25 protein-coding genes are annotated in these 25,807 nt (G+C 45.5%); 4 read left to right on the top strand and 21 right to left on the bottom strand.

Annotated elements, in window-relative coordinates:
• Window positions 1-24 precede the first annotated feature (24 nt).
• The 11 genes from ACQXR1_RS00985 to spo0F all read right to left on the bottom strand — a co-directional run bounded on the left by ACQXR1_RS00985 (window position 25) and on the right by spo0F (window position 10,572).
• On the bottom strand, window positions 25-984 hold the full coding sequence (locus ACQXR1_RS00985; RefSeq protein ID WP_014478268.1) for an AEC family transporter: 960 nt from the start codon (window positions 982-984) through the stop codon (window positions 25-27).
• Window positions 985-1,065: 81 nt separating this feature from the next.
• Entirely contained in the window at window positions 1,066-2,763 is a 1,698-nt protein-coding gene (gene malS, locus ACQXR1_RS00980) for an oxaloacetate-decarboxylating malate dehydrogenase (RefSeq protein WP_040081540.1), read from the bottom strand.
• Window positions 2,764-3,052: 289 nt separating this feature from the next.
• Window positions 3,053-3,640 carry a thymidine kinase gene (locus ACQXR1_RS00975; RefSeq protein WP_014478269.1) on the bottom strand — a complete coding sequence of 196 codons (588 nt, stop codon included), beginning with the start codon at window positions 3,638-3,640 and terminating at the stop codon, window positions 3,053-3,055.
• An 87-nt stretch (window positions 3,641-3,727) separates the two neighbouring features.
• Complete coding sequence (gene rpmE / locus ACQXR1_RS00970) at window positions 3,728-3,928, bottom strand: 50S ribosomal protein L31 (protein WP_003151132.1); 201 nt, start codon at window positions 3,926-3,928, stop codon at window positions 3,728-3,730.
• Between the two features lie 118 nt (window positions 3,929-4,046).
• A complete protein-coding gene (rho, locus tag ACQXR1_RS00965; protein ID WP_003221939.1) occupies window positions 4,047-5,330 on the bottom strand; it encodes a transcription termination factor Rho in 1,284 nt (427 codons plus the stop codon).
• Between the two features lie 30 nt (window positions 5,331-5,360).
• Window positions 5,361-5,522 (bottom strand): hypothetical protein, encoded by a 162-nt coding sequence (locus tag ACQXR1_RS00960; protein ID WP_003227632.1) that lies wholly within the window; start codon window positions 5,520-5,522, stop codon window positions 5,361-5,363.
• Window positions 5,523-5,736: 214 nt separating this feature from the next.
• A complete protein-coding gene (gene glpX / locus ACQXR1_RS00955; RefSeq protein WP_071577675.1) occupies window positions 5,737-6,702 on the bottom strand; it encodes a class II fructose-bisphosphatase in 966 nt (321 codons plus the stop codon).
• A gap of 30 nt (window positions 6,703-6,732) precedes the next feature.
• Entirely contained in the window at window positions 6,733-8,022 is a 1,290-nt protein-coding gene (locus tag ACQXR1_RS00950; protein ID WP_014665738.1) for a UDP-N-acetylglucosamine 1-carboxyvinyltransferase, read from the bottom strand.
• A 378-nt stretch (window positions 8,023-8,400) separates the two neighbouring features.
• A complete protein-coding gene (gene fsa / locus ACQXR1_RS00945; protein WP_014665739.1) occupies window positions 8,401-9,039 on the bottom strand; it encodes a fructose-6-phosphate aldolase in 639 nt (212 codons plus the stop codon).
• Window positions 9,040-9,159: 120 nt separating this feature from the next.
• Entirely contained in the window at window positions 9,160-10,017 is an 858-nt protein-coding gene (locus ACQXR1_RS00940) for a class II fructose-bisphosphate aldolase (RefSeq protein WP_003243339.1), read from the bottom strand.
• Window positions 10,018-10,197: 180 nt separating this feature from the next.
• Entirely contained in the window at window positions 10,198-10,572 is a 375-nt protein-coding gene (spo0F, locus tag ACQXR1_RS00935) for a sporulation initiation phosphotransferase Spo0F (protein WP_003227621.1), read from the bottom strand.
• 165 nt (window positions 10,573-10,737) lie between these two features.
• Here spo0F and ACQXR1_RS00930 point away from each other — a divergent pair, with 165 nt between their 5' ends.
• Window positions 10,738-11,259: a DUF2529 domain-containing protein gene (locus ACQXR1_RS00930; RefSeq protein WP_024572667.1), complete on the top strand. Its 522-nt coding sequence runs from the start codon at window positions 10,738-10,740 to the stop codon at window positions 11,257-11,259.
• 82 nt (window positions 11,260-11,341) lie between these two features.
• Here the strand turns inward: ACQXR1_RS00930 and pyrG are convergent, their stop codons facing one another.
• The 4 genes from pyrG to ACQXR1_RS00910 all read right to left on the bottom strand — a co-directional run bounded on the left by pyrG (window position 11,342) and on the right by ACQXR1_RS00910 (window position 17,148).
• Window positions 11,342-12,949: a glutamine hydrolyzing CTP synthase gene (pyrG, locus tag ACQXR1_RS00925; RefSeq protein ID WP_014665741.1), complete on the bottom strand. Its 1,608-nt coding sequence runs from the start codon at window positions 12,947-12,949 to the stop codon at window positions 11,342-11,344.
• 241 nt (window positions 12,950-13,190) lie between these two features.
• Window positions 13,191-13,712: a DNA-directed RNA polymerase subunit delta gene (gene rpoE, locus ACQXR1_RS00920; protein WP_069150494.1), complete on the bottom strand. Its 522-nt coding sequence runs from the start codon at window positions 13,710-13,712 to the stop codon at window positions 13,191-13,193.
• A gap of 182 nt (window positions 13,713-13,894) precedes the next feature.
• Entirely contained in the window at window positions 13,895-15,034 is a 1,140-nt protein-coding gene (gene acdA, locus ACQXR1_RS00915) for an acyl-CoA dehydrogenase AcdA (RefSeq protein WP_430771573.1), read from the bottom strand.
• Window positions 15,031-17,148, bottom strand: coding sequence for a heterodisulfide reductase-related iron-sulfur binding cluster (locus ACQXR1_RS00910; protein ID WP_430771572.1), 2,118 nt, complete (start codon window positions 17,146-17,148; stop codon window positions 15,031-15,033). Before ACQXR1_RS00910 ends, acdA begins: the two co-directional genes overlap by 4 nt.
• A 155-nt stretch (window positions 17,149-17,303) precedes the next feature.
• On the opposite strand from ACQXR1_RS00910, the gene cls (ACQXR1_RS00905) reads away from it, so the two are divergent.
• The 3 genes from cls (ACQXR1_RS00905) (at window position 17,304) to ACQXR1_RS00895 (ending at window position 19,828) form a co-directional block, all read left to right on the top strand.
• Window positions 17,304-18,500, top strand: a complete 1,197-nt coding sequence (gene cls / locus ACQXR1_RS00905; RefSeq protein WP_069838516.1) for a cardiolipin synthase — start codon at window positions 17,304-17,306, stop codon at window positions 18,498-18,500.
• Between the two features lie 12 nt (window positions 18,501-18,512).
• Complete coding sequence (gene uvsE, locus ACQXR1_RS00900; RefSeq protein WP_172640986.1) at window positions 18,513-19,475, top strand: UV DNA damage repair endonuclease UvsE; 963 nt, start codon at window positions 18,513-18,515, stop codon at window positions 19,473-19,475.
• 80 nt (window positions 19,476-19,555) lie between these two features.
• The gene (locus ACQXR1_RS00895) at window positions 19,556-19,828 is read left to right on the top strand and encodes a hypothetical protein (RefSeq protein WP_014665748.1); all 273 of its coding nucleotides are present in this window, start codon (window positions 19,556-19,558) and stop codon (window positions 19,826-19,828) included.
• Window positions 19,829-19,870: 42 nt separating this feature from the next.
• On the opposite strand, the gene ACQXR1_RS00890 is transcribed toward ACQXR1_RS00895, so the two are convergent.
• The 6 genes from ACQXR1_RS00890 to narJ form a co-directional block, all read right to left on the bottom strand.
• Entirely contained in the window at window positions 19,871-20,395 is a 525-nt protein-coding gene (locus ACQXR1_RS00890) for a dihydrofolate reductase family protein (protein ID WP_430771571.1), read from the bottom strand.
• Window positions 20,396-20,404: 9 nt separating this feature from the next.
• The gene (locus tag ACQXR1_RS00885; RefSeq protein ID WP_040081533.1) at window positions 20,405-22,132 is read right to left on the bottom strand and encodes an ABC transporter ATP-binding protein; all 1,728 of its coding nucleotides are present in this window, start codon (window positions 22,130-22,132) and stop codon (window positions 20,405-20,407) included.
• Between the two features lie 88 nt (window positions 22,133-22,220).
• The gene (cls, locus tag ACQXR1_RS00880; protein WP_430771570.1) at window positions 22,221-23,723 is read right to left on the bottom strand and encodes a cardiolipin synthase; all 1,503 of its coding nucleotides are present in this window, start codon (window positions 23,721-23,723) and stop codon (window positions 22,221-22,223) included.
• A gap of 102 nt (window positions 23,724-23,825) precedes the next feature.
• A complete protein-coding gene (locus ACQXR1_RS00875) occupies window positions 23,826-24,455 on the bottom strand; it encodes a YitT family protein (protein WP_430771569.1) in 630 nt (209 codons plus the stop codon).
• A 128-nt stretch (window positions 24,456-24,583) separates the two neighbouring features.
• The gene (narI, locus tag ACQXR1_RS00870; RefSeq protein ID WP_014665753.1) at window positions 24,584-25,255 is read right to left on the bottom strand and encodes a respiratory nitrate reductase subunit gamma; all 672 of its coding nucleotides are present in this window, start codon (window positions 25,253-25,255) and stop codon (window positions 24,584-24,586) included.
• Window positions 25,252-25,806: a nitrate reductase molybdenum cofactor assembly chaperone gene (narJ, locus tag ACQXR1_RS00865; RefSeq protein ID WP_014665754.1), complete on the bottom strand. Its 555-nt coding sequence runs from the start codon at window positions 25,804-25,806 to the stop codon at window positions 25,252-25,254. The genes narI and narJ overlap by 4 nt, the downstream gene beginning before the upstream one ends.
• Window position 25,807 lies beyond the last annotated feature (1 nt).

The following is a 25,807-nucleotide window of genomic DNA, read 5'->3' as shown; positions in this document are numbered from 1 at the left end:
TCCCCGTAAAGGGAGCTTTTTTTGTTACGCAGTAAGCGCGATAATGATTGGAAGTGAAATCAAAGACAGAATCGCACTGACCACAAACGCAGTCGCAGTTTCTTCTTCTTGTTTCTCGAAACGAGTCGCAATCATGGCTGCAACGGCAGAACCAGGGAATGCAACAAGAAGGATCGCTTTTGTCATTTGGTCAGCTGGAAGTCCGACTGCAAGAGCAATCAGGAACATTAACGCAGGCTGAACCGCAACTTTTAGTAACGCAATACCGATAGCCGGCATACTGAGTTTAATTTTACGAATACCAACGGTAACACCGACAGCAAAGAGAGCAACACCAGATGTTGTGCTTCCAAGCTGATCGAGCATTTTAACACCCAGCTCAGGAAGAGTGAAGTTGAACACCAACACTAAGATCATACTGATTAACGGAGCAGCTGCAAGCGGCTCACAAAGACCATGCAGGATTGATTTTCCTGTCATCTTCCAGAAGCTGTCGCCGCCCTCTTCGTTTTTCTTAGAAGTCTCACCTACAGTAGCAACAATGATCGCGAGCGGATCAAGAATCGCGTTTACCACGATACCTGTGACCGCGATCGGAATCGCAACTTCATTCGCTCCGAATAAGCTTCCCAATACAGGAATACCCATAAACGCGAATGTCGGCTGTGCAGAGTTCAAAGAAAATACAGATGAGTTCGTTAAATCATACTTGAAAATAAATCTGCAAACCAAAAGAATGATGATATAGAAACCAACAATCCCAATAATTAAAGAAATCATTAAAGGAACTTGTGATAAAAATTCACTTCTGGAAGTTGTCAAAATACCAGCGATAAAGTGAGCTGGAAGTGCGTATTTCGTTACTAACGTACTTACCCCTTTTGCCGACTTGGCATCATAACTTCCAAAATGTCCTGCAAACCAACCCAGCACGATAACAAAGAAGATCGGCGCCAGGAGGATTAAGATATCTAAGATGCTCAAAATATTCTCCTCCAAATCCTATGTCCGTATACTTTAGCTTTACAAAAAGCTTTCCCTCGGACAGAAAAATTTACTCGCTAATTATTTCGCGATGATTTTTTTGTATTCCGGTGTCCACATTGCATCAAGAACCGCTTGTTTCACATCTTCAGGCTGACGATTTGCCACGCCATCTTTAATTGCTGCTTCAGCAACGGCAATCGCAACTTGAATAGAAACCTCTTGAAGCTTATCAATGCTTGGCAGCAGCCCTGCTCCAGGTGTTTCAAGATCAACCATTTCAGCAATCGCATCAGCAGTTGCAGCAAACATAGCAGGTGTAATGATACGCGCTTCAGCTACAATTGAACCAAGTCCAAGACCAGGGAACGCGAATGCGTTGTTAGATTGTCCGATTTCATAAGAAACACCGTTGTATTCTACATTGTCAAATGGGCTTCCTGTTGCAATAAGCACTTTTCCGTCAGTCCATTTGAACAGGTCTTCAGGAACTGCTTCAGCAAGGTGAGTCGGGTTAGACATCGGCATGATAACCGGACGGTCTACGTGAGATGCCATTTCTTTTACAATTTCCTCTGTGAACGCACCTGAAACCCCTGAAGTGCCAATCAAGATCGTTGGTTTCGCTTGGCGAACCACTTCATCGAATGGAATTTGACCTTTTTCATCGCGCTTCCAGTCTTTCACTTCATCCGCATTGCGAAGGTAAGGTTTTTGGAAATCAAGGATGCCTTCGATGTCTTCAGTCAGCAAACCTCTGTAATCAAGTGTGTAGAAACGTTTGTTAGCTTCTTCTTCAGACAATCCGGCAAGCACCATTGTGTCACGGATTTGGTCAGCAATACCGATACCGGCAGAACCAGCACCGAAAATAACAACACGCTGATCTTTAATAGAAGCGCCTGTTTTCTTCATAGCGGCAAGCACACCAGCAAGTGTAATCGCGCCAGTACCTTGAATATCATCATTAAATGTCAGGATTTCATGATTGTATTTCTTCATGATATTGCGTGCATTTTTGTTACCAAGGTCTTCCCAGTGAAGAAGCGCTTTAGGGAAGAATTTCAATGCAGCTTTTACATAAGCGTCAATGAAAGCTTCATAGCGTTCACCTTGAACACGTTCATGCTTGTTCCCAATATATAAAGGATCGTTTAGAAGCTTTTCGTTGTTCGTACCGACATCAAGCACAACCGGGATAACACGGCTAGGGTCTATACCAGCTGCAGCAGTGTAAACAGCTAATTTACCGATTGCGATGTTAATACCGCCTACACCCCAGTCACCGATACCGAGAATGCTTTCAGAGTCAGTAGCAACGATAAGATCAATATCGCCTGCTGTCGCATGAAGGTTTTCAAACGCTTTTTCAATACCGTCAATGTTGTCGATTGACAAGTAGATTCCTTGAGGTCTTCTATATTCATGGCTGTACTCCTGAATCGCTTCACCAACTGTTGGTGTGTACACAACAGGAAGCATTTCGCGAAGATGGTTTTGCAGCAATTTATAGAAAAGAACTTCATTGCGGTTTGCAAGATCACTTAAGTAAACATTTTGACGAAGGCGGTCAGGCTGCGCTTGGAACTGCTCGTACGCGCGTTGTGCTTGTTGATCAAGAGAAAGTACAGTTGGCGGAAGAAGCCCTTCTAAGCCAAGTTCTTGTCTTTCTTCTAGTGAAAAAGCAACGCCTTTATTTAAAGTAGGAATAGATAAAACTTCTTTTCCTCTAAGAGTTGTTTCTAAGTGCCCTTCTTTGGTTTTTTTTATGTTATTCAAGCAAATCTCCTTCTTTCTTGAAATAGTTAACCAAGTTAAGTAATAACCCATCTAAAATATGACCGATCATGATCTTTATGCGACTTTGTGACAATTATTCGAACAATGTCTCAAAACTATTTACATTACGTAAGCTATTGTATGCCTGTCAAAATCAAAATTCAAGGGAAGAAAATTACTTAATTTTTTAATATACTTAATTAAATTTTTTAATTGAATATTATCAGAATATAAAAAAAACACCGGTGTTTTCAGCCGGTGCTTTCTATCTTTATACCCATGTTTTGGACTATTTTTTAGATTTTCCTGGGACTTCATGATGATGTCTGCATCTGGCTTCATACGATTCAGAGGCACCAACCAAAATGACCGGATCATCGTAAGAAGCAGGTTTGCCGTCAATGAGGCGCTGTGTTCTGCTCGCCGGTGATCCGCAGACAGAACAAACGGCTTGCAGCTTTGTCACACTTTCTGCAATCGCCATAATATTCGGCACGACGCCGAACGGCTCTCCCCTAAAATCCATATCGAGGCCCGCTGCTATCACACGGTAGCCTTTATCGGCAAGAGATGATAAAACCTCAACAATTTCCTGATCAAAAAACTGCACTTCATCAACCGCAATCACATCTGTACTTTCACTGATGTGATCCCAAATGTCAGCAGCAGACGAAATGGCGTAGCTCGTCATTGATGTTCCATTATGGGAGACAACAGCAGCTTCGCTGTATCGATTATCAATCACAGGCTTAAATACCCTGACTTCCTGCTTGGCGTAAGTCGCTCTCTTCACTCTTCTGATCAGCTCTTCAGATTTACCCGAGAACATGCTGCCGCAAATCAGCTCAAGCCACCCGCTTTGTTTCATTATGTACATAGGCTTCGCTCCCCTCTCTCTGCAGCTGTGCTTTAGACAATATAAAAAACAGGCAAGATTGCTTCTTGCCTGTTGAGAAATCTATTATTACTTAAGACCGTATTTTTTGTTAAAGCGATCAACACGACCATCAGCAGAAGCGAATTTTTGACGACCAGTGTAGAATGGGTGGCATTCAGAGCAAATCTCAACGCGTACCTCTTCTTTTACTGAGCCTGTTTCAAATTCATTTCCGCAAGCGCATTTAACTGTTGCTTTTTTGAAATTAGGATGAATTCCTGCTTTCATTGTATCCATCTCCTTCCGCCCTGAATCCCGTGTGGAAACAGAGTTATTATTTCGGAGCGTTGTCCGAAACGCATATGAGAAAATTATATCAGTGATTTACTTCTTTTGCAAATACAATTTATCTTCTTGCAGATGATAGATTTGCCTGTTTCCATTCTTGATTGAGAATATCGAAAAATTCCTGGTTTGTTTTGGTTTTTTTCATTTTTCTCATGAACTTTTCTGCGAAATCAGGTGAATCAGACATCGTTTTGCGGATCGACCATAGACGATCAAGATGCTCTTTAGGCACAAGCAGCTCTTCTTTGCGCGTTCCAGAACGGCGGATATCAATGGCAGGGAAGATGCGGCGCTCTGCCAGAGAGCGGTCAAGGTGAAGCTCCATGTTGCCTGTTCCCTTGAATTCTTCGTAAATAACATCATCCATACGTGATCCTGTATCAACCAGAGCCGTAGCAAGGATGGTTAAGCTGCCGCCTTCTTCGATATTTCTCGCAGCCCCGAAGAAGCGTTTCGGACGGTGGAACGCCGCTGGGTCAATCCCTCCGGAGAGCGTTCTTCCGCTTGGCGGAATCACTAAGTTGTAGGCGCGGGCAAGCCGAGTGATACTATCCATCAGGATGATGACGTCTTTTTTATGTTCCACGAGACGCATCGCGCGTTCAAGCACAAGCTCGGCCACTTTGATATGGTTTTCCGGCACTTCATCAAACGTTGAGCTGACGACATCCCCAGCTACAGAACGCTCGATATCGGTTACTTCCTCAGGTCTTTCATCAATTAAAAGCACGATTAGCTCTGCTTCAGGCTGGTTCGCTGTAATGCTGTTGGCAATTTCCTTCAGCAGCATCGTTTTTCCGGCTTTCGGCGGCGCCACAATCAATCCGCGCTGTCCAAATCCGACCGGCGCCATCATGTCCATAATTCTTGTAGACAAGAAGTTCGGCTTTGTTTCAAGCACCATTTGGCGATCTGGATAAAGTGGCGTAAGAGCAGGGAAATGCACACGCTCTTTTGCTGATTCGGGATCATCCCCGTTCACTGCTTCAACGTGCAAAAGTCCATAGTAACGCTCATTTTCTTTTGGCGGGCGAACCTTGCCGGATACTTTGTCTCCGTTCCGCAAATCGAAACGGCGGATTTGTGAAGCTGAGATGTAAATATCTTCTGAGCTTGGAGAGTAGTTGATCGGTCTCAGGAAGCCGAAACCTTCAGACTGGATGATCTCAAGAACGCCTTCCATAAACAACAGGTCTTCCTGTTCTGCATTCGCTTTCAGAATGGCGAAAATGAGTTCTTTTTTTGTCAGTTTACTGTAATAGGAGATTTTATAATGTCTCGCAAGTTCATAAAGCTCTTTCAATTTCATATTTTCCAATGAGGAAATAGATACGTCTTTCATAAAAACACCACGCTTTTCATAGTCAATATCTTACTCTGAACATGTCATCTGCTGCTTTTGCACAACATCCGCCAAAGCACATTCTTTTTTTAACATAAAGGAACTTCTATCGGTAACACTTCCACCCATGATCGGCGCTTTTGTTAAAAGGATTGTCTTAATGAGTTTTGAAGGAAGCGAGGACAAAAACATGAGAAGATCAATACTTATATCGTCTGTATGCGGTAGAAATTGAAACTTTCCTAGTGCTTAAAAGAAGGTATTACGCAGTAAAATTCGCAGCACTCTTTATTTTTACCTTATTTCAAAAAATTATTCAACTGAAATAAGGTTTTGACATGGAATTGATAGAGTTGACGCTTTTCTGCAAAAGTTAAAGCGGGCTCTCACCCGCTTTTTCTGTTTGTTATGGACGGATTACAAGATTTGGTTTCTTTTTCAAGCTGTGTCTGCCGTCAACGAAACGGACAGTGCCTGATTTTGCACGGATAACTAAGCTTTCAGTTGTTCCGACAGAGCCTTTAAATTGAACTCCTTTTAACAGCTCGCCGTCAGTAACCCCTGTAGCTGCAAAAATCGCGTCATCACCCTTCACAAGGTCTTCCATGCGAAGGACTTTGCTTAAATCAAGGCCCATTTTGTGACAGCGTGTGATTTCTTCTTCGTTTTGCGGAAGAAGTTTACCAATGATTTCTCCGCCGAGCGCTTTTAGCGCGACAGCGGATAGCACACCCTCAGGAGCGCCGCCTGATCCGAACAGGATGTCAACGCCCGTGTGGTCGAAAGCCGTGTTGATGGCGCCTGCGACATCGCCGTCATTGATCAATTTGATTCTGGCGCCGGCCTCACGAAGCTCGGAGATGATTTTTGCGTGTCTTTCACGGTTTAAAATGGTGGCAACGACGTCCTCAACGTCCTTGTTTTTCGCTTTTGCCACCGCTTTAAGGTTGTCAATGACAGGTGCTTCAATATCTATGCAGCCCACCGCCTCCGGACCGACTGCAATTTTTTGCATATACATGTCAGGAGCATTCAGCAGCGTGCCATGGTCTGCGACCGCGATCACCGTCAGCGCGTTCCAGCCGCCGCTTGCTAAGATGTTTGTGCCTTCAAGAGGGTCAACTGCGACATCAACGCGCGGGCCGTACCCGTTTCCGAGTTTTTCCCCGATATACAGCATTGGCGCTTCGTCCATTTCTCCCTCACCGATTACAACGGTCCCTTTCATCGGCACTGTATCAAAAACGTCTCTCATTGCACTTGTTGCCGCTTCATCAGCCTCGTCCTTTTTTCCCCGGCCCATCCATCTCGCCGATGCTAATGCCGCAGCTTCGGTTACACGTACCAATTCCATTGATAAACTTCTTTCCATTTCAACACGATCTCCTCTCACAAGAAACCATTATGAATTTTGAAGCTGTTCTATTTCTTCGTCTGTCATTCTTTCACGCCAAATTGTAGCTCCAAGCCCCTCAAGCTTCTTCTCAAGGCTGCTGTAGCCGCGGTCAATATGCTCCAGTCCTGTAATTTCCGTGACGCCGTCAGCCATCAGTCCGGCTACCACCAAGCAGGCACCGGCACGAAGATCGCTCGCCTTCACTTTTGCGCCTTGAAGCTCGACAGGACCTGTGATGATGGCGGATCTGCCTTCCACTTTCATATTGGCACCCATCCGTCTCAGCTCATCAATGTGCTTGAATCTTGCCGAGTAGATGGTGTCTGTAACGACGCTTGTCCCTTTTGCCCTTGTCAGAAGCGCCGTCATCGGCTGCTGTAAATCCGTCGGAAACCCTGGATATACGAGGGTTTTGACGTCAACCGGCTTTAAGTTCTTCTGCCCGCCGACAATAAGAAGCTGATCGTCGCTTGTTTCGATATGATAGCCCATTTCTCTCAGCTTTGCCGTTAACGACTCAAGATGAGTGGGAATAACGTTATCGATAATGACTTCCTTGCCCATTGCAGCGCCCGCAATCATAAATGTCCCGGCCTCAATTCTGTCCGGTATGATCGTATGCTTGCAGCCGTGCAGTTCCTGAACGCCGTCGATTCGGATCACATTGGTGCCCGCGCCTTTGATTTTGGCGCCCATGCTTGTAAGCAATGTCGCGACGTCAATAATCTCAGGCTCTTTGGCAGCGTTTTCGATAATCGTTTTCCCTTCTGCCAAAACAGCGGCGAGCATAATGTTAATCGTTGCTCCTACGCTTACGACATCTAAATAAATCCGTGCGCCTCTCAGCCTTTCAGCTCGCAAATAAATGGCGCCTTGTTCATTGGTTACTTCAGCTCCGAGCGCCTCAAAGCCTTTGATATGCTGATCAATCGGGCGGGGCCCTAAGTGACAGCCGCCAGGCAATCCAATGACTGCTTGCTTGAAGCGGCCTAGCATCGCCCCCATTAAATAATACGACGCGCGAAGCTTTTTTACTTTCCCGTTAGGAAGCGGCATGCTGATCATCGACGTAGGGTCAACAACCATTTCCCCATTCTCAAAATGCACGTTGCCGCCGATTTCCTTTAACAGGTCACGCAGCGTTTCAATATCTGAAATCTCTGGAAGCCCTTCAATTGTCACCTCGGAATTTGCCAAAATGGTTGCAGGTATTAACGCAACAGCGCTGTTTTTAGCGCCACTGATATGTACTGTACCGTTTAACGAGTCACCGCCGGCAATATTCAACTTTTCCATGATAGTCTCCTTCCATAAGAAGATAGCTGCGGAGCTAAATAAAATGTCATTTTATTCTGTCTCTGCAAATAAAGCTCATGTCCAAAATCTAGCCAATTCGAAGAGAAAGAATACAACACATTGTAAAATATCAGGAAGAAAATAGCGAAGCTTTGCGGGGCACAGGTTTCAAAAGTTGCACAGAGACCCGCCGGCTCAAGAGACATCGTCTTCATCCGGCAAAAGCAATACGCAAACCCTTCATTCCGATATCAGCTTCTGCAGCCCAATGATTCCTTCTCTGTAAAGCGGCGTCAGCATCTGAAGGTCCGCTGTATCAGGTCGGTGAAAAACAAAGGCCGCGGCAAACAGGCATAAAGCTGTTTGCCGCCCCTTTCATTATTTGTTCCAGTCTGCCAGGAATTGTTCAATTCCTTTGTCTGTTAACGGGTGTTTAGTGAGCGCATGAATGACTTTCAGCGGCATTGTGCCGATGTGAGCCCCTCTTAAAGCGGCTTCTGTCACGTGCTGCGGGTGGCGGATAGACGCTGCAATGATTTGCGTGTCAAGTCCGTGAATATCAAAAATCTGTTTAACTTCTGAAATCAGGTCAAGTCCATTGTGGCCGATGTCATCTAAACGTCCCAGGAATGGGGATACATACGTTGCCCCCGCTCTGGCAGCAAGAAGCGCCTGGTTGGCATTGAAGATCAATGTAACGTTTGTTTTGATGCCTAAGTCAGTAAGTGCTCTCACCGCTTTTAAACCGTCAGACGTCATTGGAATTTTGACCGTAATGTTCGGAGCGATTTTCGCCAGTTCTTTTCCTTCCTCGATCATTTCCTCAGCTTTCAAAGAAATAACCTCTGCGCTTACAGACCCTTTCACGACGTCTGTAATCTCGCGAAGACGGTCGTGGAATGATACGTTAGCTTCCTTTGCTACTAAACTAGGGTTCGTCGTAACACCGGCGAGAATTCCTAATTCATTCGCTTCTTTAATTTCATCGATATTCGCTGTATCAACAAAGAATAACATTTTCAAAAAGCCTCCCTGATTAAGAAATTTTCTGAACTGTGAATTATGATTGCGCTTTCTATAGATAGACGGAAAACCGCCTGTCAAGCTGTCAGGCGGCTATAAAAAGTTCCAATTGAATTAAGCTTGGTTTGAAGAACCAAATTCACGCATTTTACCGATAACTGTTTCTTTGATCGCTTCACGAGCTGGTCCAAGATATTTACGTGGATCGTACTCGTCAGGCTTAGCTGCCAATGTTTCACGAACAGCTTTTGCAGAAGAAATTTGGTTTTCAGTATTCACGTTGATTTTAGCTGTACCAAGTGAAATTGATTTTTTGATGTCAGCAGTCGGAATTCCAGTACCGCCGTGAAGAACTAGCGGAAGACCAGTTGATTTTCCGATTTCTTCCATTTCTTTGAAGCCAAGGTTTGGTTCGCCTTTGTAAGGGCCGTGAACAGAACCTAATGCAGGTGCAAGGCAGTCGATGCCAGTGCGCTCAACAAGCTCTTGGCACTCTTTAGGGTCAGCGTAGATTACGCCTTCAGCGATAACGTCATCTTCTTGTCCGCCGACTGTTCCAAGCTCAGCTTCTACAGATACTCCGTGGAAATGAGCAAGCTCAACAACTTTAGCAGTTGTTGCTACGTTTTCTTCAAATGGATGGTGAGAAGCGTCGATCATTACAGATGTGAAACCTGCATGAATCGCTTTCGCACAAGATTCAAAGCTTGAACCGTGGTCTAAGTGAATCGCAACAGGAACTGTCACTTTGTACTCTTCCATAAGTGCTTTTACCATAGCAACGACTGTTTTGAAGCCGCCCATGTAGCGTCCCGCACCTTCGGAAACACCAAGGATCACTGGAGATTTTTCTTCTTCAGCTGCTTGTAAAATCGCTTGAGTAAACTCAAGGTTGTTTAAGTTAAATTGTCCTACAGCGTACCCTTTTTCTTTAGCTGTATTCAACATTTCCGTCATAGAAACTAAAGGCATGTCGAATGTCCTCCTTATGTAGCCTGATTGTCTTCTAGCGAAAAAAGCTTTCCACCCTAGCATGACCCATATATTGCTGTCATATGTAAATACTCAGATCGCTTTTTCTCCATAACTAGGATACCAACTTTTCGACAAATCGGCAACATAATGACATCATTCATTTGTTTCTTCTTTTTGTCAGTTAGACTTCAGGGGCAGATATTTTTTGACGGCGTCTCTGATTTCGTCGATGTCAAACGGCTTGGCAAAGTGCGTCAGAGCGCCCAATTCCTTCGATTCCTGGATCATGTCGAGCTCTCCGTATGCCGTCATGATAATGACCCGGATGTTTTCGTCAATGACCTTCATCCGTTTTAAGATTTCGATTCCGTCCATGCCGGGAATTTTCATGTCCAAAAGCACAAGGTCGGGCCGTTCTTTTGTCACAATGTCAAGCGCCTGCAGGCCGTTCGCAGCCTGAAACGTTTGGTAGCCTTCTTTATTGAACACTTCATTTAGCAAAATACGAATGCCGTATTGATCATCAACGATTAAAATTTTTTCATTCATCATTTTACACCCCAATATTATGATTTTCGTCAAAAGTAAGCAGTATTGTATGTATTCTGTTTGATTTTCCTATTTCCTTTAATTATAATAGTCTACTTTACGACATTTTCTGAGCATTTTCTCTTTTGTTGTATACTGATATTGTACGTTATAAAGGAGGATTCACTTATGTTGAAAATATTCACGACGCAGTTAACAGGTATTTTTTCCCGCATTCAGGATAAGGAATCTGACGCGATTGAAGATGGGGCGCGGCTGCTTGCTCAAGCGGTGATCAGCGGGCATTCCATTTATTTATACGGAGCGAATGAGCTTCAGGGCGTCTTTTATGAGGCCACCGAAAGCAAAGAACCCTTCCCATCTGTCAAAGCCTTTCCGGAAAGCGCTGAAGAAGTGACAGAAAGCGACAGGGTGCTGATGTTTTGCTCAGGGACGGGCACAGCCGAAGAGCAGGCGCTCGCAAAAGAGCTGTATGAAAAAGGCGCGGGAGTCGTATGCGTATCGCCCGCAGCCAAAGATAGCGCGGGAATAGAACAGTATTGTGATGTGCATATTGATTCTAAATTAAAAATGCCGCTTGTTCCCGATGAAGACGGCACCCGTTACGGATTTCCCTCTTTAATGACGGCACTGTATGTCTATCACGCTTTATCGTTTACCCTAAAAGAAATTCTGCAAGAGTATGCATAATATCTTATTGTACATGCTTGATCTTGCCGGAAACAAATAAAAAAGACTTGCCCGCTTTTGACAAACGGCAAGTCTTTTTTTGTTACTTCTGATTCGCAGCTTCGACAGACGCTCCGATAAAGCCTTTGAATAGAGGCTGAGGTCTTGTCGGTCTTGACTTGAACTCTGGGTGGAACTGGGAAGCCACGAACCAAGGGTGGTCTTTCAGCTCGATGATTTCAACAAGGCGTCCGTCAGGGCTTGTGCCTGAGAATACGAAGCCTTGCTCTTCCATTTGCTGTCTGAATTCATTGTTAAACTCATAGCGATGGCGGTGGCGCTCGTACACCACTTCATCCTGATACACTTCAAAGGCTTTCGTGCCTTCTTCAAGCTTACAAGGGTAAAGGCCGAGACGAAGCGTTCCTCCGAGATCCTCAACATCCTTCTGTTCAGGAAGAAGGTCAATGATCGGATATTGGGTTGACGGATCAATTTCCGCTGAGTGAGCGCCTTTTAAGCCCAATACGTTTCGTGCGTATTCAATAGACGCAACCTGCATGCCCAGGCAAATGCCCAAGAACGGAATGTTGTTTTCACGCGCGTATTTTGTTGCGACGATTTTGCCTTCAACACCGCGGTCTCCGAATCCGCCCGGCACAATAATGCCGTCTGTTCCGCTTGTGAGTTCTGCGATATTGTTTTCTGTCACTTCTTCCGCGTTGATCCATTTCACTTTTACATCTGTGTCAAACGCATAGCCCGCATGGCGGAGGGACTCGACAACAGAAATGTATGCGTCAGGAAGCTCAACATATTTGCCGACAAGGCCGATTGTAATCGTTTGAGACAGGTTGCTGACCTTGTTAACAAGCTCTTTCCACTCGGACATTTCCGCTTCTTCGCATGCCAATTTCATGTGCTCGCAAACAAGCTTATCAAGCCCTTGTTTTTGAAGCTCAAGCGGAATGGAGTAGAGGTTGTCCGCATCTTCACATTCAATAACCGCTTTTGTATCGATGTCGCAGAATAGCGCGATTTTATCTTTCATATCTTGAGAAATCGGCATTTCTGTGCGAACGACGATAATGTTTGGCTGAATGCCCAAGCTGCGCAATTCTTTTACGCTGTGCTGTGTCGGTTTTGTTTTTAATTCCCCAGCAGCTTTAATGTAAGGGACAAGCGTACAGTGGATGTACATTACGTTTTCACGGCCGATGTCGCTCTTCATTTGGCGGATTGCTTCAAGGAATGGCAATGATTCGATGTCTCCGACAGTACCGCCGATTTCTGTAATAACGACATCTGCGTTTGTCTCTTTCCCTGCGCGGTAAACACGGTCTTTCAATTCGTTTGTGATGTGCGGGATGACCTGCACGGTTCCGCCAAGGTAATCTCCGCGGCGTTCTTTTTTAAGAACTGTTGAATAGATTTTACCTGTTGTCACGTTGCTGAATTTATTCAGATTAATGTCGATAAAACGCTCATAGTGACCAAGGTCCAAGTCTGTTTCAGCGCCGTCATCCGTTACGAATACTTCACCGTGCTGGTACGGGCTCATTGTTCCCGGGTCAACATTGATGTATGGATCGAATTTTTGAATCGTCACGTTCAGTCCGCGGTTTTTCAGCAAACGTCCTAATGAAGCTGCTACAATACCCTTTCCAAGTGAGGATACAACTCCCCCGGTTACAAAAATATATTTCGTCATTTCGTTTGCTCCTCTCTTCGCTCTTAGCTACATTTTTAAAATGTACTATTTTATAAAAAATCATTTAGCCTTTTAAATGATTTATAAGAAAAATGAGGGGTGAAAATAAGAAAGCTCCCTTTCAATTTCTTGAAAGGGAGCATAACGTACTATGTTCTCTCTTCGTTTTTGAAGAGCCCAAAATACATACTACATAGTTCGACTATGAAAGTCAAGATCGTTTTGAAGATGAAATCTTATACTATTTAACTTCCTCTTCTTCATCGTCATAGTCTTCATCATCTTCATCAATAATATCTTCTTCAATCTCAAGATCGTCATCGTCTTCATCAATATCTTCATCATCAAAATCGTCGGTCTCAAGATCAAGTTCTTCCTCAACTTCATCCAAATCAAGGTCGTCCTCGTCGATCTCTTCAAACTCGTCAAGATCAAGATCTTCCTCGACTGCTTTCTTCGCTTTTTTCTTTTTCGCCTTGACTGTCGGCTGTGTTTCTTCGTCAAGCTGATCATATGGATACCAGCTGCGAAGCCCCCACGTCTGGTCAGAAAGCGCCAGGAAGCGGCCGTCAATGTTTAAATCTGTATAAAATTGAGCGATGCGGTCTCCAAGCTCTTCTTTTTTCACGCCGAGCAAAGATGCAATTTCATTTAAAAGCTCCTGAAAAGGAACTGGTTTTTTATGTTCTTCAAATAATTCGTGAGCGATTTCAACTAAAGCCATTTCCTTTAGCTCTTCCTGTGAATATTGTTTGATACCCAAGGTCGGACACTCCCTTTCTATTACTTATATGTATCTGTTTTATCAATAATGAAAGCGATTTTGTATCGTTCTTATACAAACCATACCTCTCATTATAAACAAAATAAAACAGAATATGCTACCCTTAACAGCGTTAATTTAAATAATTTTACAAGAGTGATCCGACTGAAAGATGTTTTGCGTTAATCAGAGAGCATTCTGGAGATGACCAGTCTTTGAATTTCTTGGGTGCCTTCATAGATTTGCGTGATTTTCGCATCACGCATATAACGTTCTACTGGGTAATCTTTTGTATAGCCGTAGCCGCCGAAAATCTGCACGGCTTCAGTCGTCACCTTCATCGCCGTATCTCCAGCCATCAGTTTGGACATGGCGGAAGCTTTTCCATATGGAAGGCCTGATGATTCTAACCATGCAGCCTGATAGGTCAGTAGCCTTGAAGCTTCTATCATTGTTGCCATATCCGCGAGTTTAAAAGCGATGCCCTGCTGCTCAGCGATCGCTTTTCCGAATTGCTTTCGCTCTTTTGCATATTGAAGCGCCGCATCAAGCGCCCCTTGAGCGATGCCTACGGCTTGTGCGGCAATGCCGTTTCTGCCTCCGTCAAGCGTCTTCATCGCGATTTTGAAGCCTTCTCCTTCTGCTCCGAGACGGTTTGATGCAGGGACTACACAATCTTCGAACATGATTTCCGTTGTCGGTGAAGAACGGATGCCCAGCTTCTTTTCTTTCTTGCCTGTAAAAAATCCTTCAAAATCCTTTTCTACTATAAAAGCGGTAATGCCTTTTTTCTTTTTCTTGGGATCGGTGACTGCAAAAACAATATAAATATCAGCAACACCGCCGTTTGTGATAAACACTTTTGAACCATTTAACACATAGTCATCGCCGATTCGTTCAGCAGTTGTTTTCATGCCGCCGGCGTCAGAACCTGACCCTGCTTCGGTCAAAGCGAATGCGCCGATTTTCTCTCCTAGGGCCAGCTGTGTTAAGTACTCTGTCTTCTGTTCCTCCGTCCCAAAGGCAAACAGCGGCCAGCTGCAAAGAGAGATATGGGCGGAAAGCGTCACACCGGTGGAGGCGCACACTTTTGACAGCTCCTCCACAGCGATGACGTAGGCCAAATCGTCACTCCCGATTCCACCGTAATCTTCAGGCCACGGAATACCCGTCAGCCCCAGATTTGCCATTTCCCGAAACAGCTCGCGATCGAAGCGTTCTTGTTCGTCTCGTTCTGCCGCTGTCGGAGCCACCTCATGCTTCGCAAAATCGCGCACCAATTTTCGTATCATCTCGTGTTCTTCTGATAATGAAAAATTCATTCCTTCTCCCCCATTTTCAGGTCAGCGCCTAAAACGGATTGAGCCAGAAGCTCGACGACGTCGTATGTTTTGACTTGGTCTTCGGCTTCCTTCGCCTTTGTGCCGTCCCCAAGCATCGTGAGACAGTACGGACAGCCGGAACTGATCACCGATGGGTTGACTGCGAGCGCTTGCTCAGTCCTGGCGACGTTAATCCTGTTGCCCGTTTCCTCCTCCATCCACATTAATCCCCCGCCGGCTCCGCAGCACATGCCGGTTTCCCGGTTCCTCTCCATTTCAATCAGCTGCACGCCCGGAATGGCTTTCAAAATCTCTCTCGGCGGATCATAGACTTCATTGTACCGGCCCAAATAACACGAATCATGGAAGGTAATCGTCTCATGAAGCGGGTGCTGCGGCTTTAATTTTCCGTTTTTCACAAGTTCGGCCAGCACCTCTGTATGATGATAAACCTCGCCTTCAAATCCGAAATCCGGATATTCGTTTTTAAATAAATTGTATGCATGGGGATCGATCGTAACGATTTTTTTGACATCATTTTTTTCAAATTCAGAAATATTCTTCTCAGCCAGCTCTTGGAACAAAAATTCATTTCCGAGGCGGCGCGGCGTGTCTCCTGAATTTTTTTCTTTATTGCCGAGGATCGCGAAGGACACGCCTGCGTGATTGAGCAGCTTGGCAAAGGAAATCGCGATTTTCTGGCTTCTGTTGTCGTAGGACCCCATGGAACCAACCCAGAAAAGGTACTCAAATTCTTTTCCCTCTTTTTTCATTTCTTTTACGGTCGGAATCTCAGCATCCGGCGCCGCGTCACGCCAGTTTTCGCGTTCCTTGCGGTTGAGTCCCCACGGATTTCCCTGCCGCTCGATACTAGTCATCGCGCGCTGGGCGTCACTGTCCATTTTTCCTTCAGTCAGTACGAGGTAACGGCGGAGGTCGATGATTTTATCCACGTGCTCATTCATGACCGGGCATTGATCCTCACAGTTTCGGCAAGTGGTGCATGCCCAAATTTCTTCCTCTGTGATGACGTCGCCGATCAAGCTTGGATTGTAATCCAGCGCCGCTGCGGCTTCCTGCGATCCGCTGCCCGCTGACGCTGCGGCCAGCTGATTGCCTCTCGTATGTTGGAACGCTGCCGCGGGCACCCATGGCGAGCGCGAGGTGACGGCGGCGCCTTTTTCCGTGAGATGGTCTCTGAGACGCAAAATCAAGTCCATCGGAGACAGCATTTTTCCGGTGCCTGTTGCAGGGCACATATTGGTGCAGCGGCCGCACTCGACACATGCGTACAAATCAAGCAGCTGGGACTGCCTGAAATCTTCAATTTTACCCGCTCCGTAGCTTTCTTTCGTTTCGTCGGTAAAATCTATTTTTTCAAGTTTTCCGGCAGATTCCATTCGATTGAAAAAGACATTTGCCGGGCCGGCGATTAAATGGGCATGCTTCGACTGAGGCACGTACACTAAAAAGCTAAGCAAGAACAAAAGATGGATCCACCATGCGATATAGAAAATCACTGCCGCACCTGTTTTCCCGACTCCGCTAAGCATAAACGCAATACCTGAAGCAATTGGCTCGCTCCAAGAAAGCCCATGCTCATGCCAGATCAGATTCATCCCGTTCCCTAGCAGAACGGTCAGCATTAAACCTCCGATGAAAATCAGAACGAGTCCGGCTTTGAAATTGCGTTTCAGCCTCACGAGCTTTTCGATATAACGTCTGTAGAATGCCCATCCCACAGCAATTAAAATGAGAAACGTAACGATTTCCTGAAAAAAGGTGAAAGCGGGATAGACCGGTCCAAGCGGCAGATTACGGCCGGGAGCCAGTCCTTTGATGATAAAGTCAATCGCTCCGAACTGAACCAAAATAAATCCATAGAAAAACATGACGTGAATAATACCGCTTTTCTTGTCCTTAAGCAGTTTTTTCTGTCCGAATACATTCACCCATATGGCGCGAAGCCGTTCCTTGAACCGTTGATCAAATTGTTCTTTCTGGCCGAGCTTGATGTAGGCCAGTCTCGTTTTGACCAAGTACACAAACAAATAGACAGCGTAAGCGGTTACAACCAAAAATAATAATGCATTTGCGATGAGAAAGCCGCTCATTCCAATTCCCCCTTTTTACTGGATAAAGACCGCGATCCCCTACCCCCGAATCTGTATAAGATTACCTTTATGATAAATAATGAATGAGTGTTCAGTCAATAATTAAATTCCCGCTGTTCGGGCACACTACCTTTACTACGGAAAGGAGTGCCGGTATGAAGGTATTTATCGTGATTATGATCATTGTCGTTATTTTTTTTGCTTTGATTCTGCTTGATATCTTCATGGGCCGTGCCGGATACAGAAAGAAGGCGTACGAGCCTGTTTTTTCAAAAAAGAAGAGTGACATCGAATTGATCCACTGCGGATCTGATCTCGTTGAGCGGATGATGAAGGATATTCGCCAGGCCGCCTCTTCTGTTCACATGATGTTTTTTATTATGAAAAATGATGAGGTCAGCCACAATATGTATACCCTGCTGAAAACAAAAGCCCAGGCTGGCGTCTCCGTTTATTTGCTTCTGGATTGGGCGGGCTGCCGGGCAATTAAAAAAACGGCGCTGCAGACGATGAAAAATGCCGGCGTCCATGTCCATGTGATGAATCGTCCCCGTTTTCCTTTTTTCTTTTTTCACATGCAAAAGCGGAATCACCGGAAGATTACGGTGATAGACGGAAAAATCGGTTATATCGGCGGGTTTAACATCGCCGAAGAATATCTTGGAAAGAAGGCGAAGTTCGGCAATTGGGAGGATTATCATCTGCGTATAAAGGGAGAAGGCGTACATGATCTTCAAACGCTTTTTGCTTCCGATCTAAAACGAAATACCGAAATCACATTGGGTTCGGATGTTTGGCCAAAGCTTCAGCAAGGGAATATTTCTCACAAGATCTATGCGACCGACGGTTATTCCCTTGAAAACATATACTTGGCCAATATCGCCCAAGCGAAGAATCGCCTTACGGTTTGCACGCCTTATTACATTCCATCAAAACCGCTCCAAGAGGCCCTCCTCAATGCAAGAAAAAACGGCGTATCCGTGAGAATCATTGTACCGATGAAATCAGACCATCCGCTAGTGAGAGAAGCGGCTTTTACGTATTATTCGGAGCTCTTGGATGCCGGCTGTCTTATTTATCGTTATTATCAAGGGTTTTATCATGTAAAAGCTGTCATTATAGACGACCATCTCAGCATAATCGGAACAGCCAACTTCGATAAACGAAGCCTGTTTTTAAATGAAGAGGTGAATGTCGAAATTGATGACGAAGCGTTTACAAGTGAAGTCTATGCCACGATTGAGGAGGATATGAAAAAGTCGGAGCTGCTGACGATGGAGGATTTCAGCAAGCGCACATTCAGGCAGCGACCGGCGGAATGGCTCGGCAAGGCGTTATCTTATTTCTTATAAAGGAGAGTTCCTATGATTTTCAGATTCGGGTTCGTTTCAAATGCGATGAGCCTTTGGGATGCGTCTCCCGCTAAAACATTGACATTCGCGCGTTATTCAAAGCTTTCAAAGACTGAAAGAAAAGAAGCGCTTCTGACTGTGACAAAAGCCAATTTACGCAATACGATGAGAACCCTTCACTATATCATCGGACACGGCATTCCTTTGTACCGTTTTTCCAGTTCGATTGTGCCGCTGGCTACGCACCCCGAGGTGATGTGGGATTTTGTAACACCATTTCAAAAAGAGTTTCGGGAGATTGGAGAGCTTGTGAAAACACATCAACTGCGAACAAGCTTTCATCCAAACCAATTCACTCTGTTTACGAGCCCGAAGGAATCTGTCACAAACAATGCGGTAACCGATATGGCGTATCATTACCGTATGCTTGAAGCCATGGGCATTGCTGATCGCTCCGTGATCAATATTCATATTGGCGGCGCTTACGGCAATAAAGACACCGCGACCGCACAATTTCATCACAATATAAAACAGCTGCCACAGGAGATCAAGCAGCGGATGACACTTGAAAATGATGATAAAACATATACGACGGAAGAAACGCTTCAGGTCTGTGAGCAGGAGAATGTTCCGTTCGTCTTTGACTTTCATCATTTTTACGCCAATCCAGATGATCACGCCGACCTGAATGAAGCGCTGCCCCGGATGATCAAAACGTGGGAGCGGATCGGCCTTCAGCCAAAGGTTCACTTGTCTTCCCCAAAATCGGAGCAAGCCATGCGCAGCCATGCCGATTATGTTGACGCCAACTTTTTGCTGCCGCTGTTGGAACGCTTTAGGCAATGGGGAACAAATATAGATTTCATGATCGAAGCAAAGCAGAAAGACAAGGCGCTTCTCCGCTTGATGGATGAATTAAGCTCCATCCGCGGTGTCAAACGCATTGGCGGCGGCGCGCTGCAATGGAAGTCATAAATGTGCAAAAACAGGTTTACGGCTTGCTCGCTCTGGGAACATAGGCTATATAAGACAACAATCGATGGAGGAGAAAGATCATGAAAAACATCAAGTCTCTGAAAGTAGCCGCACAGGCATTTACTTTAAGAAATTTGATTCATCTTTATAAAATGTGCCATTCCGGAAGTCACGAGGTTTATATTTACTCAAAGAAAACGATGTGCAAAATCAAAAGCTTAATTGAGCTTGAAACATTCCGCATGGCTCATAACGAAAAGGAATATCTGATCGTAGTGGAAGGAACAAAAGCGCCACAGCTGATTGAGAAATTCCAAAATCTCATCGAGCCTGCTGAAAGAGAAGCGCTTTAAATTTACATATAAAAAGGATAGACATCTTGTCTATCCTTTTTCTTATGATCTTACATAATGGAGCTGAACCGCTTGTCCAAATTGTTTCATCCCTTTTAGCCGCAGCTTTGTTTCGTTCGTTAGCTCTTGAAACAGCGGGATGCCGCTTCCTAACACAACCGGAATAACGGTGATGATGAATTCGTCGATGGCATCTTCTTTCATAAAGGCATTCACCAGCTCTGCCCCGCCAGCTATCCAGATGTTTAAGCCTTTTTCCTGTTTCAAACGGTCAGTGAAGGCTCTGGCTCCCTCATTGATAAACGTCACATGTTCATCCTGATAACTATCGGGCGATCCTGTAAAAACATAGCAGGTTTTATCCTGATACGGGAAAACGGGGGTTAGCACTTTAACGTGCTCATATGTGCTCCGCCCTAAAATGACTGTATCAACAGTCTGATAAAAATCACTGTAGCCGTTGTCGCCTTCACCTTCAAATTCCTCCAGCCAATCGATGCTTCCATCTTCTCTTGCGATCATTCCGTCCAATGAAACAGCAATGTACAGCACATTTTTTCTGTCCATGTTCTCCCCCTATCGCTGCACCATTTGCCCGAATTGCGCTTGATGCAGCCTGCTGTATAGGCCTCCGGCTTCGATCAAATCTTGATGACGGCCTTGTTCTTCAATCCCATTGTTTGTAACGACTACAATTCTGTCCGCGTCTTTGATTGTCGCCAGCCTGTGGGCGATGACAAGCGTCGTGCGCCCCTCGGACAACTCTTGAAGCGCCTTTTGGATCGCCGCTTCCGTTTCCGTATCAAGGGCTGAGGTGGCTTCGTCGAGAATCAGGATCGACGGATTTTTCAAGAACATCCGCGCAATTGACAAACGCTGTTTTTGCCCGCCGGAAAGCTTCACGCCGCGTTCGCCAATCATAGTATCCAATCCATCCGGCATGCTATGGACGAGATCTTCCAGATGCGCCTGCTTCACAGCCTGCCAAATGTCTTCTTCTGATGCGCCTAATCGGCCGTAGGCGATATTTTCTCTAAGCGTACCCGCGAATAAGAAAACGTCTTGCTGTACGACGCCAATTTGCCCGCGCAATGAAGAAAGCGTCATGTCTTTTATGCTGATGCCGTCAATTGTAATGTCGCCCTCCGATGCTTCATAAAAGCGCGGAAGCAGGCTGCAAAGCGTTGATTTTCCCGCACCTGACGGACCAACGAACGCAACCGTTTCCCCCGCTTGAATGGATAGGTTAATGTCATTGAGGACGTTGTGATGGTCATCATAGCCAAACGAAACATGTTCATAGCGGATATTGCCCTTCAGGCCGGAAACATCTCTCGCATCAGGTAAATCCTGAATATCCGGCTCGGTCTCCATGAGTTCCATATAGCTTTTGAAACCGGCGATCCCCCTCGGATACATTTCAATAATGGCATTAATTTTGTCAATAGGCCTGAACAGCACATTCGTCAGGAGCACAAACGCCACAAATTCCCCGTACGATAAGGAGCCGCGAATAACAAACCACGTCCCGCACAAAAGGACAAACAGCGTGACAAACCTGGTCAGCATATAGCTGATTGAACCGTTTTTCGCCATGATTTTGTAGGAAGAAAGCTTTGTGACACGAAAACGCTGGTTGTTGACGGCGAAGCGTTCTTTTTCAAACGCTTCATTGCCGAACGCCTGCACAAGCCGGATGCCGCCGATATTATTTTCTACCCGCGCGCTGAAGTCCCCGATATCTTTGTTCAGTGTGGTAAATGCTTTGGTCATCTTTTTGTTGAAATAAAGCGCCAGCCAAATGACGATCGGCATAATGATAAACGTTAATAATGCCAGCTGCCAGTTAATAAACAGCATCACTCCGAACGCACCGAGAATGGTCATGACGGCAATGAATAAGTCTTCCGGACCGTGATGGGCAACTTCACCGATATACATTAAATCGTTCGTCAGCTTTGACATCAGTGTTCCCGTCTTGTTGTTGTCGTAAAATTTAAACGGGAGCTTTTGCAAATGGTCAAAAAGCGACTTTCTCATATCCGTCTCGATATTAATTCCGAGCATGTGCCCCCAGTAGGTCACAATATACTGAAGAGCCGAGCTGAGCGCGTACACCGCAAATAAGCCGATTGAGGTCGCGATGATCAGCCCCCAGTCCCTGCCCGGCAGCAAGGTATCAATAAAATAATTGACGATCAAAGGAAAGCTAAGCTCCATTAAACCTCCCGCGATCGCTGAGAAAAAGTCGAGAAAGAACAACGTTTTATATGGTTTATAATATGAAAAAAATTGCCGCAGCACCCTATCTTCCCCCAATGTATAAATAACTGATAATATTTCTCAATTATACTATACACAGGCCGTTTTGAAAGATCAGATTTCTTTTTTCTTACAGAACCCCTGAAAACAAACGGGCAAATGACTCTTTTGTCCGGTCAGCCACGCCTCTTTTATAAAAGCCGACAGGGCTGAGCTTTTCACTTTCCTGCATATCCTCTTCAAAATGGGCCTCAAGGGTGCGGATCGCTTCGGCATCCGTGAAGAACACATTCACTTCAAAGTTGAGCTGAAAGCTGCGCATGTCCATATTCGCCGTGCCGACGGAGGCAAGATCGCCATCAATGATCATGACTTTTTGATGCATGAAGCCTTTTTGGTAGGAGTACACTTCAATCCCCTCAAGAAGCAGCTCCGGAAAATAGGATCTCGACGCGTATTGGGTCAAAAAGCTGTCGTTCCTCTCCGGCACCATAACCCTTACCTCCACGCCTTTTGTCGCTGCTGCTTTCAGCGCTGTGCGAATGGATTCATTGGGGACAAAATAGGGCGTGGCAATCCAGATTGACTTCTGTGCGGAAGAAATCATTTCATAGTATAGGTCGCTCATGCTTTCCATCATGTCAGGACCTGTCGCGACAATTTGATAAATGCCCCCTCCCTCCACGGGCACAGGGGTATTGTACTCTTCTTGATCAATTAACACTTCATTGGAGACGTATTCCCAATCCAGCATAAAGATAGCGTGAAGCGTTTGCACAATCTCACCTTCCAGCCGCAGGTGCGTGTCTCTCCAAAACCCGATGTGCGGATCCCGGCTGATATATTCCTTCCCGACATTTAAGCCGCCCACGAAGCCGGTTTTTCCATCGATGATCACAATTTTCCGGTGATTTCTGAAATTCAGCTTCTGGTTGAAGAACCCGTATTTCAGCGGAGAGAACGGAACGATATTCACACCCGCTTGTTTCATTCTCATAATATCTCTTCTTGCCAGCTTCATGCTCCCTGCCGCATCGTATAAAAACCTCACCTCGATACCCTGGCGCGCTTTTTCCATCATAATGTCCATCATGCCGCGCCCAAGCATGTCTGATTTAAACATGTAGTATTCAATATGTATGTAAGACTCCGCTTTTCTCATCGCTTTGAAAAGTTCAGGGAAGGTTTCTTCGCCGTTTTTCAGCACTTTGATCTTGCTTTTCGTATTGATATTCATATGGGCAGCCCTGATGGAATATGTAAAGAACCTCTCTTGATTGTCCTTCAGCCCTGTCACTTCGGGCGTTTCCTCCTTGTCAAACAGCTTCCTGAGCTTCTCCCTGTTGTACATTCGTTTTGTCTTAAACAGCTTTCCCTTTACATAAAGCTGTCCGGAAAAGAGATAAAACACGTAGCCGACGATTGGAAAAAAGACAAGAATGTGGATCCATAACAGCGTGTGCTGCGAGGTGCGATTTTCAAGAATTAATGAATAGATGCTGAACAAAATAATGCTTATATAGCAAAGCAATCCTCCGTAAAACTCAAGTCTGGAAACCGGAAAAAACCATATGACATATGCCCCGATGAGCATCATATATAAAAAGAAAAATTCCAGTCTCCTTTTCAGCATCCTAATTCTCTCCTATCTGATTCGATTACCTCTGTATTACCTCTTTTTTCTAGTCTGTAAACCTTCTATGCAAAAAGCCTCACCGCAAAAAAGCGGAAAGGCTTATGATGAGGCTTCCGGTGATTGGCCGGGTGTCATGTTCTTGAGCATAACCGGCTTGAGGGAGTAGCTGCTTTTGATTTTATTTTTGAAGAAGCCGACGATCAGGCCTGTGACCGCGATGGACACTAAGGAGCAGAGCCCTTTCAGCAAGCCGACTGAGAAAATGCCGGCCAGCACTGCGGCAAAATCGAAGAGAAAATTAACTGTCCCTAGGTTCCATCCATAACGTTTTTGCAGAAATAAAGCAAGAATATTGGCACCGCCGAGTGAAGCCTGATGATAAAACATGAGCGACAGGCCGAATCCGATCATCGCCCCGCCGCAAATCGCCCCGGCAAGCGGTGAAAAAGAGGCAGACGGCAGCCAGTGATCCGCGCTTGTGAACAGAGTCAGCGCTGTGACTGCAAATGCGGTGGATAGCGTGAATTTGATGCCCATTCTGATGAGAGAAAACACATAAAACGGGATATTGATCAGAAAGAAGGTGATGGCAAACGAGGAGTGAAACAAGTATGTCAGGCTTAGTGACAGTCCAGCCGTGCCGCCGGTTAATACATGAGAATGTCTGAGTGTCAGGATTCCGGCGCTTGTCATAACACAAGCCATTAAAATGAGTAAAATCCGCTTCATTCTTCACTCTCCTTTTCAGATGATGCATTACAAACATAACAAGACTGCCGGCCGCCCAGCCATTATCTTGGCAGAAAATATCTTATGTTTTCATCAAGATAAAAAATCCCCCTCTTGAAGGGGGATTTTTACGAGCGTTTCCGATACACGACATAGCTTCGAGTCAGATACTTGAGCGGCAGACTGAACACATGAACCAATCTTGTAAACGGCCACAAGATAAAAACAACGTAGCCTATCACAATATGAAACTTAAACCATAGCGGGACACTCTCCATCAACGAGGGGTCAGGCCGGAACAAAACGATTTCCCTGAACCACGGCCCGACTGTTGTCCGGTAATCAAAGCCTTTTGAATCAATGTTGAGAAACGTGGCCGCAACACCCGACAGCATCATGAAAAGCAGCAGGATGAGCGTAAGGATATCCGATGGCGAGCTGGTTTTGCGGATTCTTTTGTCAAACAGCCGTCTGTACGTCAGGATGACAAGTCCGGTACATGCCGCAATCCCCGCCGGCAGGCCTGCACCAATCGCCATTTTGTGATACATGTGCTCTGAAATGCCAATTGCACCATACACGCCTTCCGGGATCAGAATTCCCATGACATGCCCGCCGACAACGCACAGCAGTCCCCAATGAAAAAGAGTGCTGCCCGCCGCAAGTTTTTTCTTTTCTAACATCTCGCTTGATTTCGCCGTCCAGCCAAATTGGTCATGCTGGTATCGGTAAATATGGCCGCCGATAAAGATCGTCAATACAATGTATGGCATCACGCCCCAGAGGATCTGTCCGTTCATGCCTGAACAGTCCCTTCAATGCTTTCACGAACGCCGAGGTTTTCCAGCGCGGCCAGCAGCACGTGCAGCAGCTCAGCGTATATGCTGTCATTTTTTTCGAGGCGGGATGCCAGCTCCCTTACATTTGACAAATACTTCTCAAACACACTTCTCGCTGCTTCAATTTCTGCAACTGCGGCAAATTCCAGCATCAGCGGCAGGTAATCTGGCAGTTCCTTCTCTGTCGGCAGGAAACCGGATTGCTGATAGGTGTTTTTTAAATGCAGCAATTCGATGCCGCGTTCCCTTTGCTCGCCTGAGTTAAAGTAGGTGACATACATATTTGTTTTTTTTCCGAAGTCGAATGTATAGACATAGTGTTCAATCAGCGCTTCCGGAGAAAAGCTGGCTGACGTCTCGAAAAAGTGCAGCAGCTTCTCCCGGATTTGCCGGTTGCCGATTTCATGGATAAGAGCCTTCCAATCGGGAAGCTCGGCTCTCCACTCTTCATCCGGATAAGAGAGAAGACAGGAAAGAGCAGAGAACGTGATTTGCCGATCTGTGGTGTTCATC

It is taken from the genome of Bacillus sp. ATD, from assembly GCF_050585765.1.
Classification (GTDB): domain Bacteria; phylum Bacillota; class Bacilli; order Bacillales; family Bacillaceae; genus Bacillus; species Bacillus stercoris.
The sequence above is the reverse complement of the archived record's forward strand: the minus strand, read 5'-3'. Positions and strand labels throughout refer to the sequence as shown.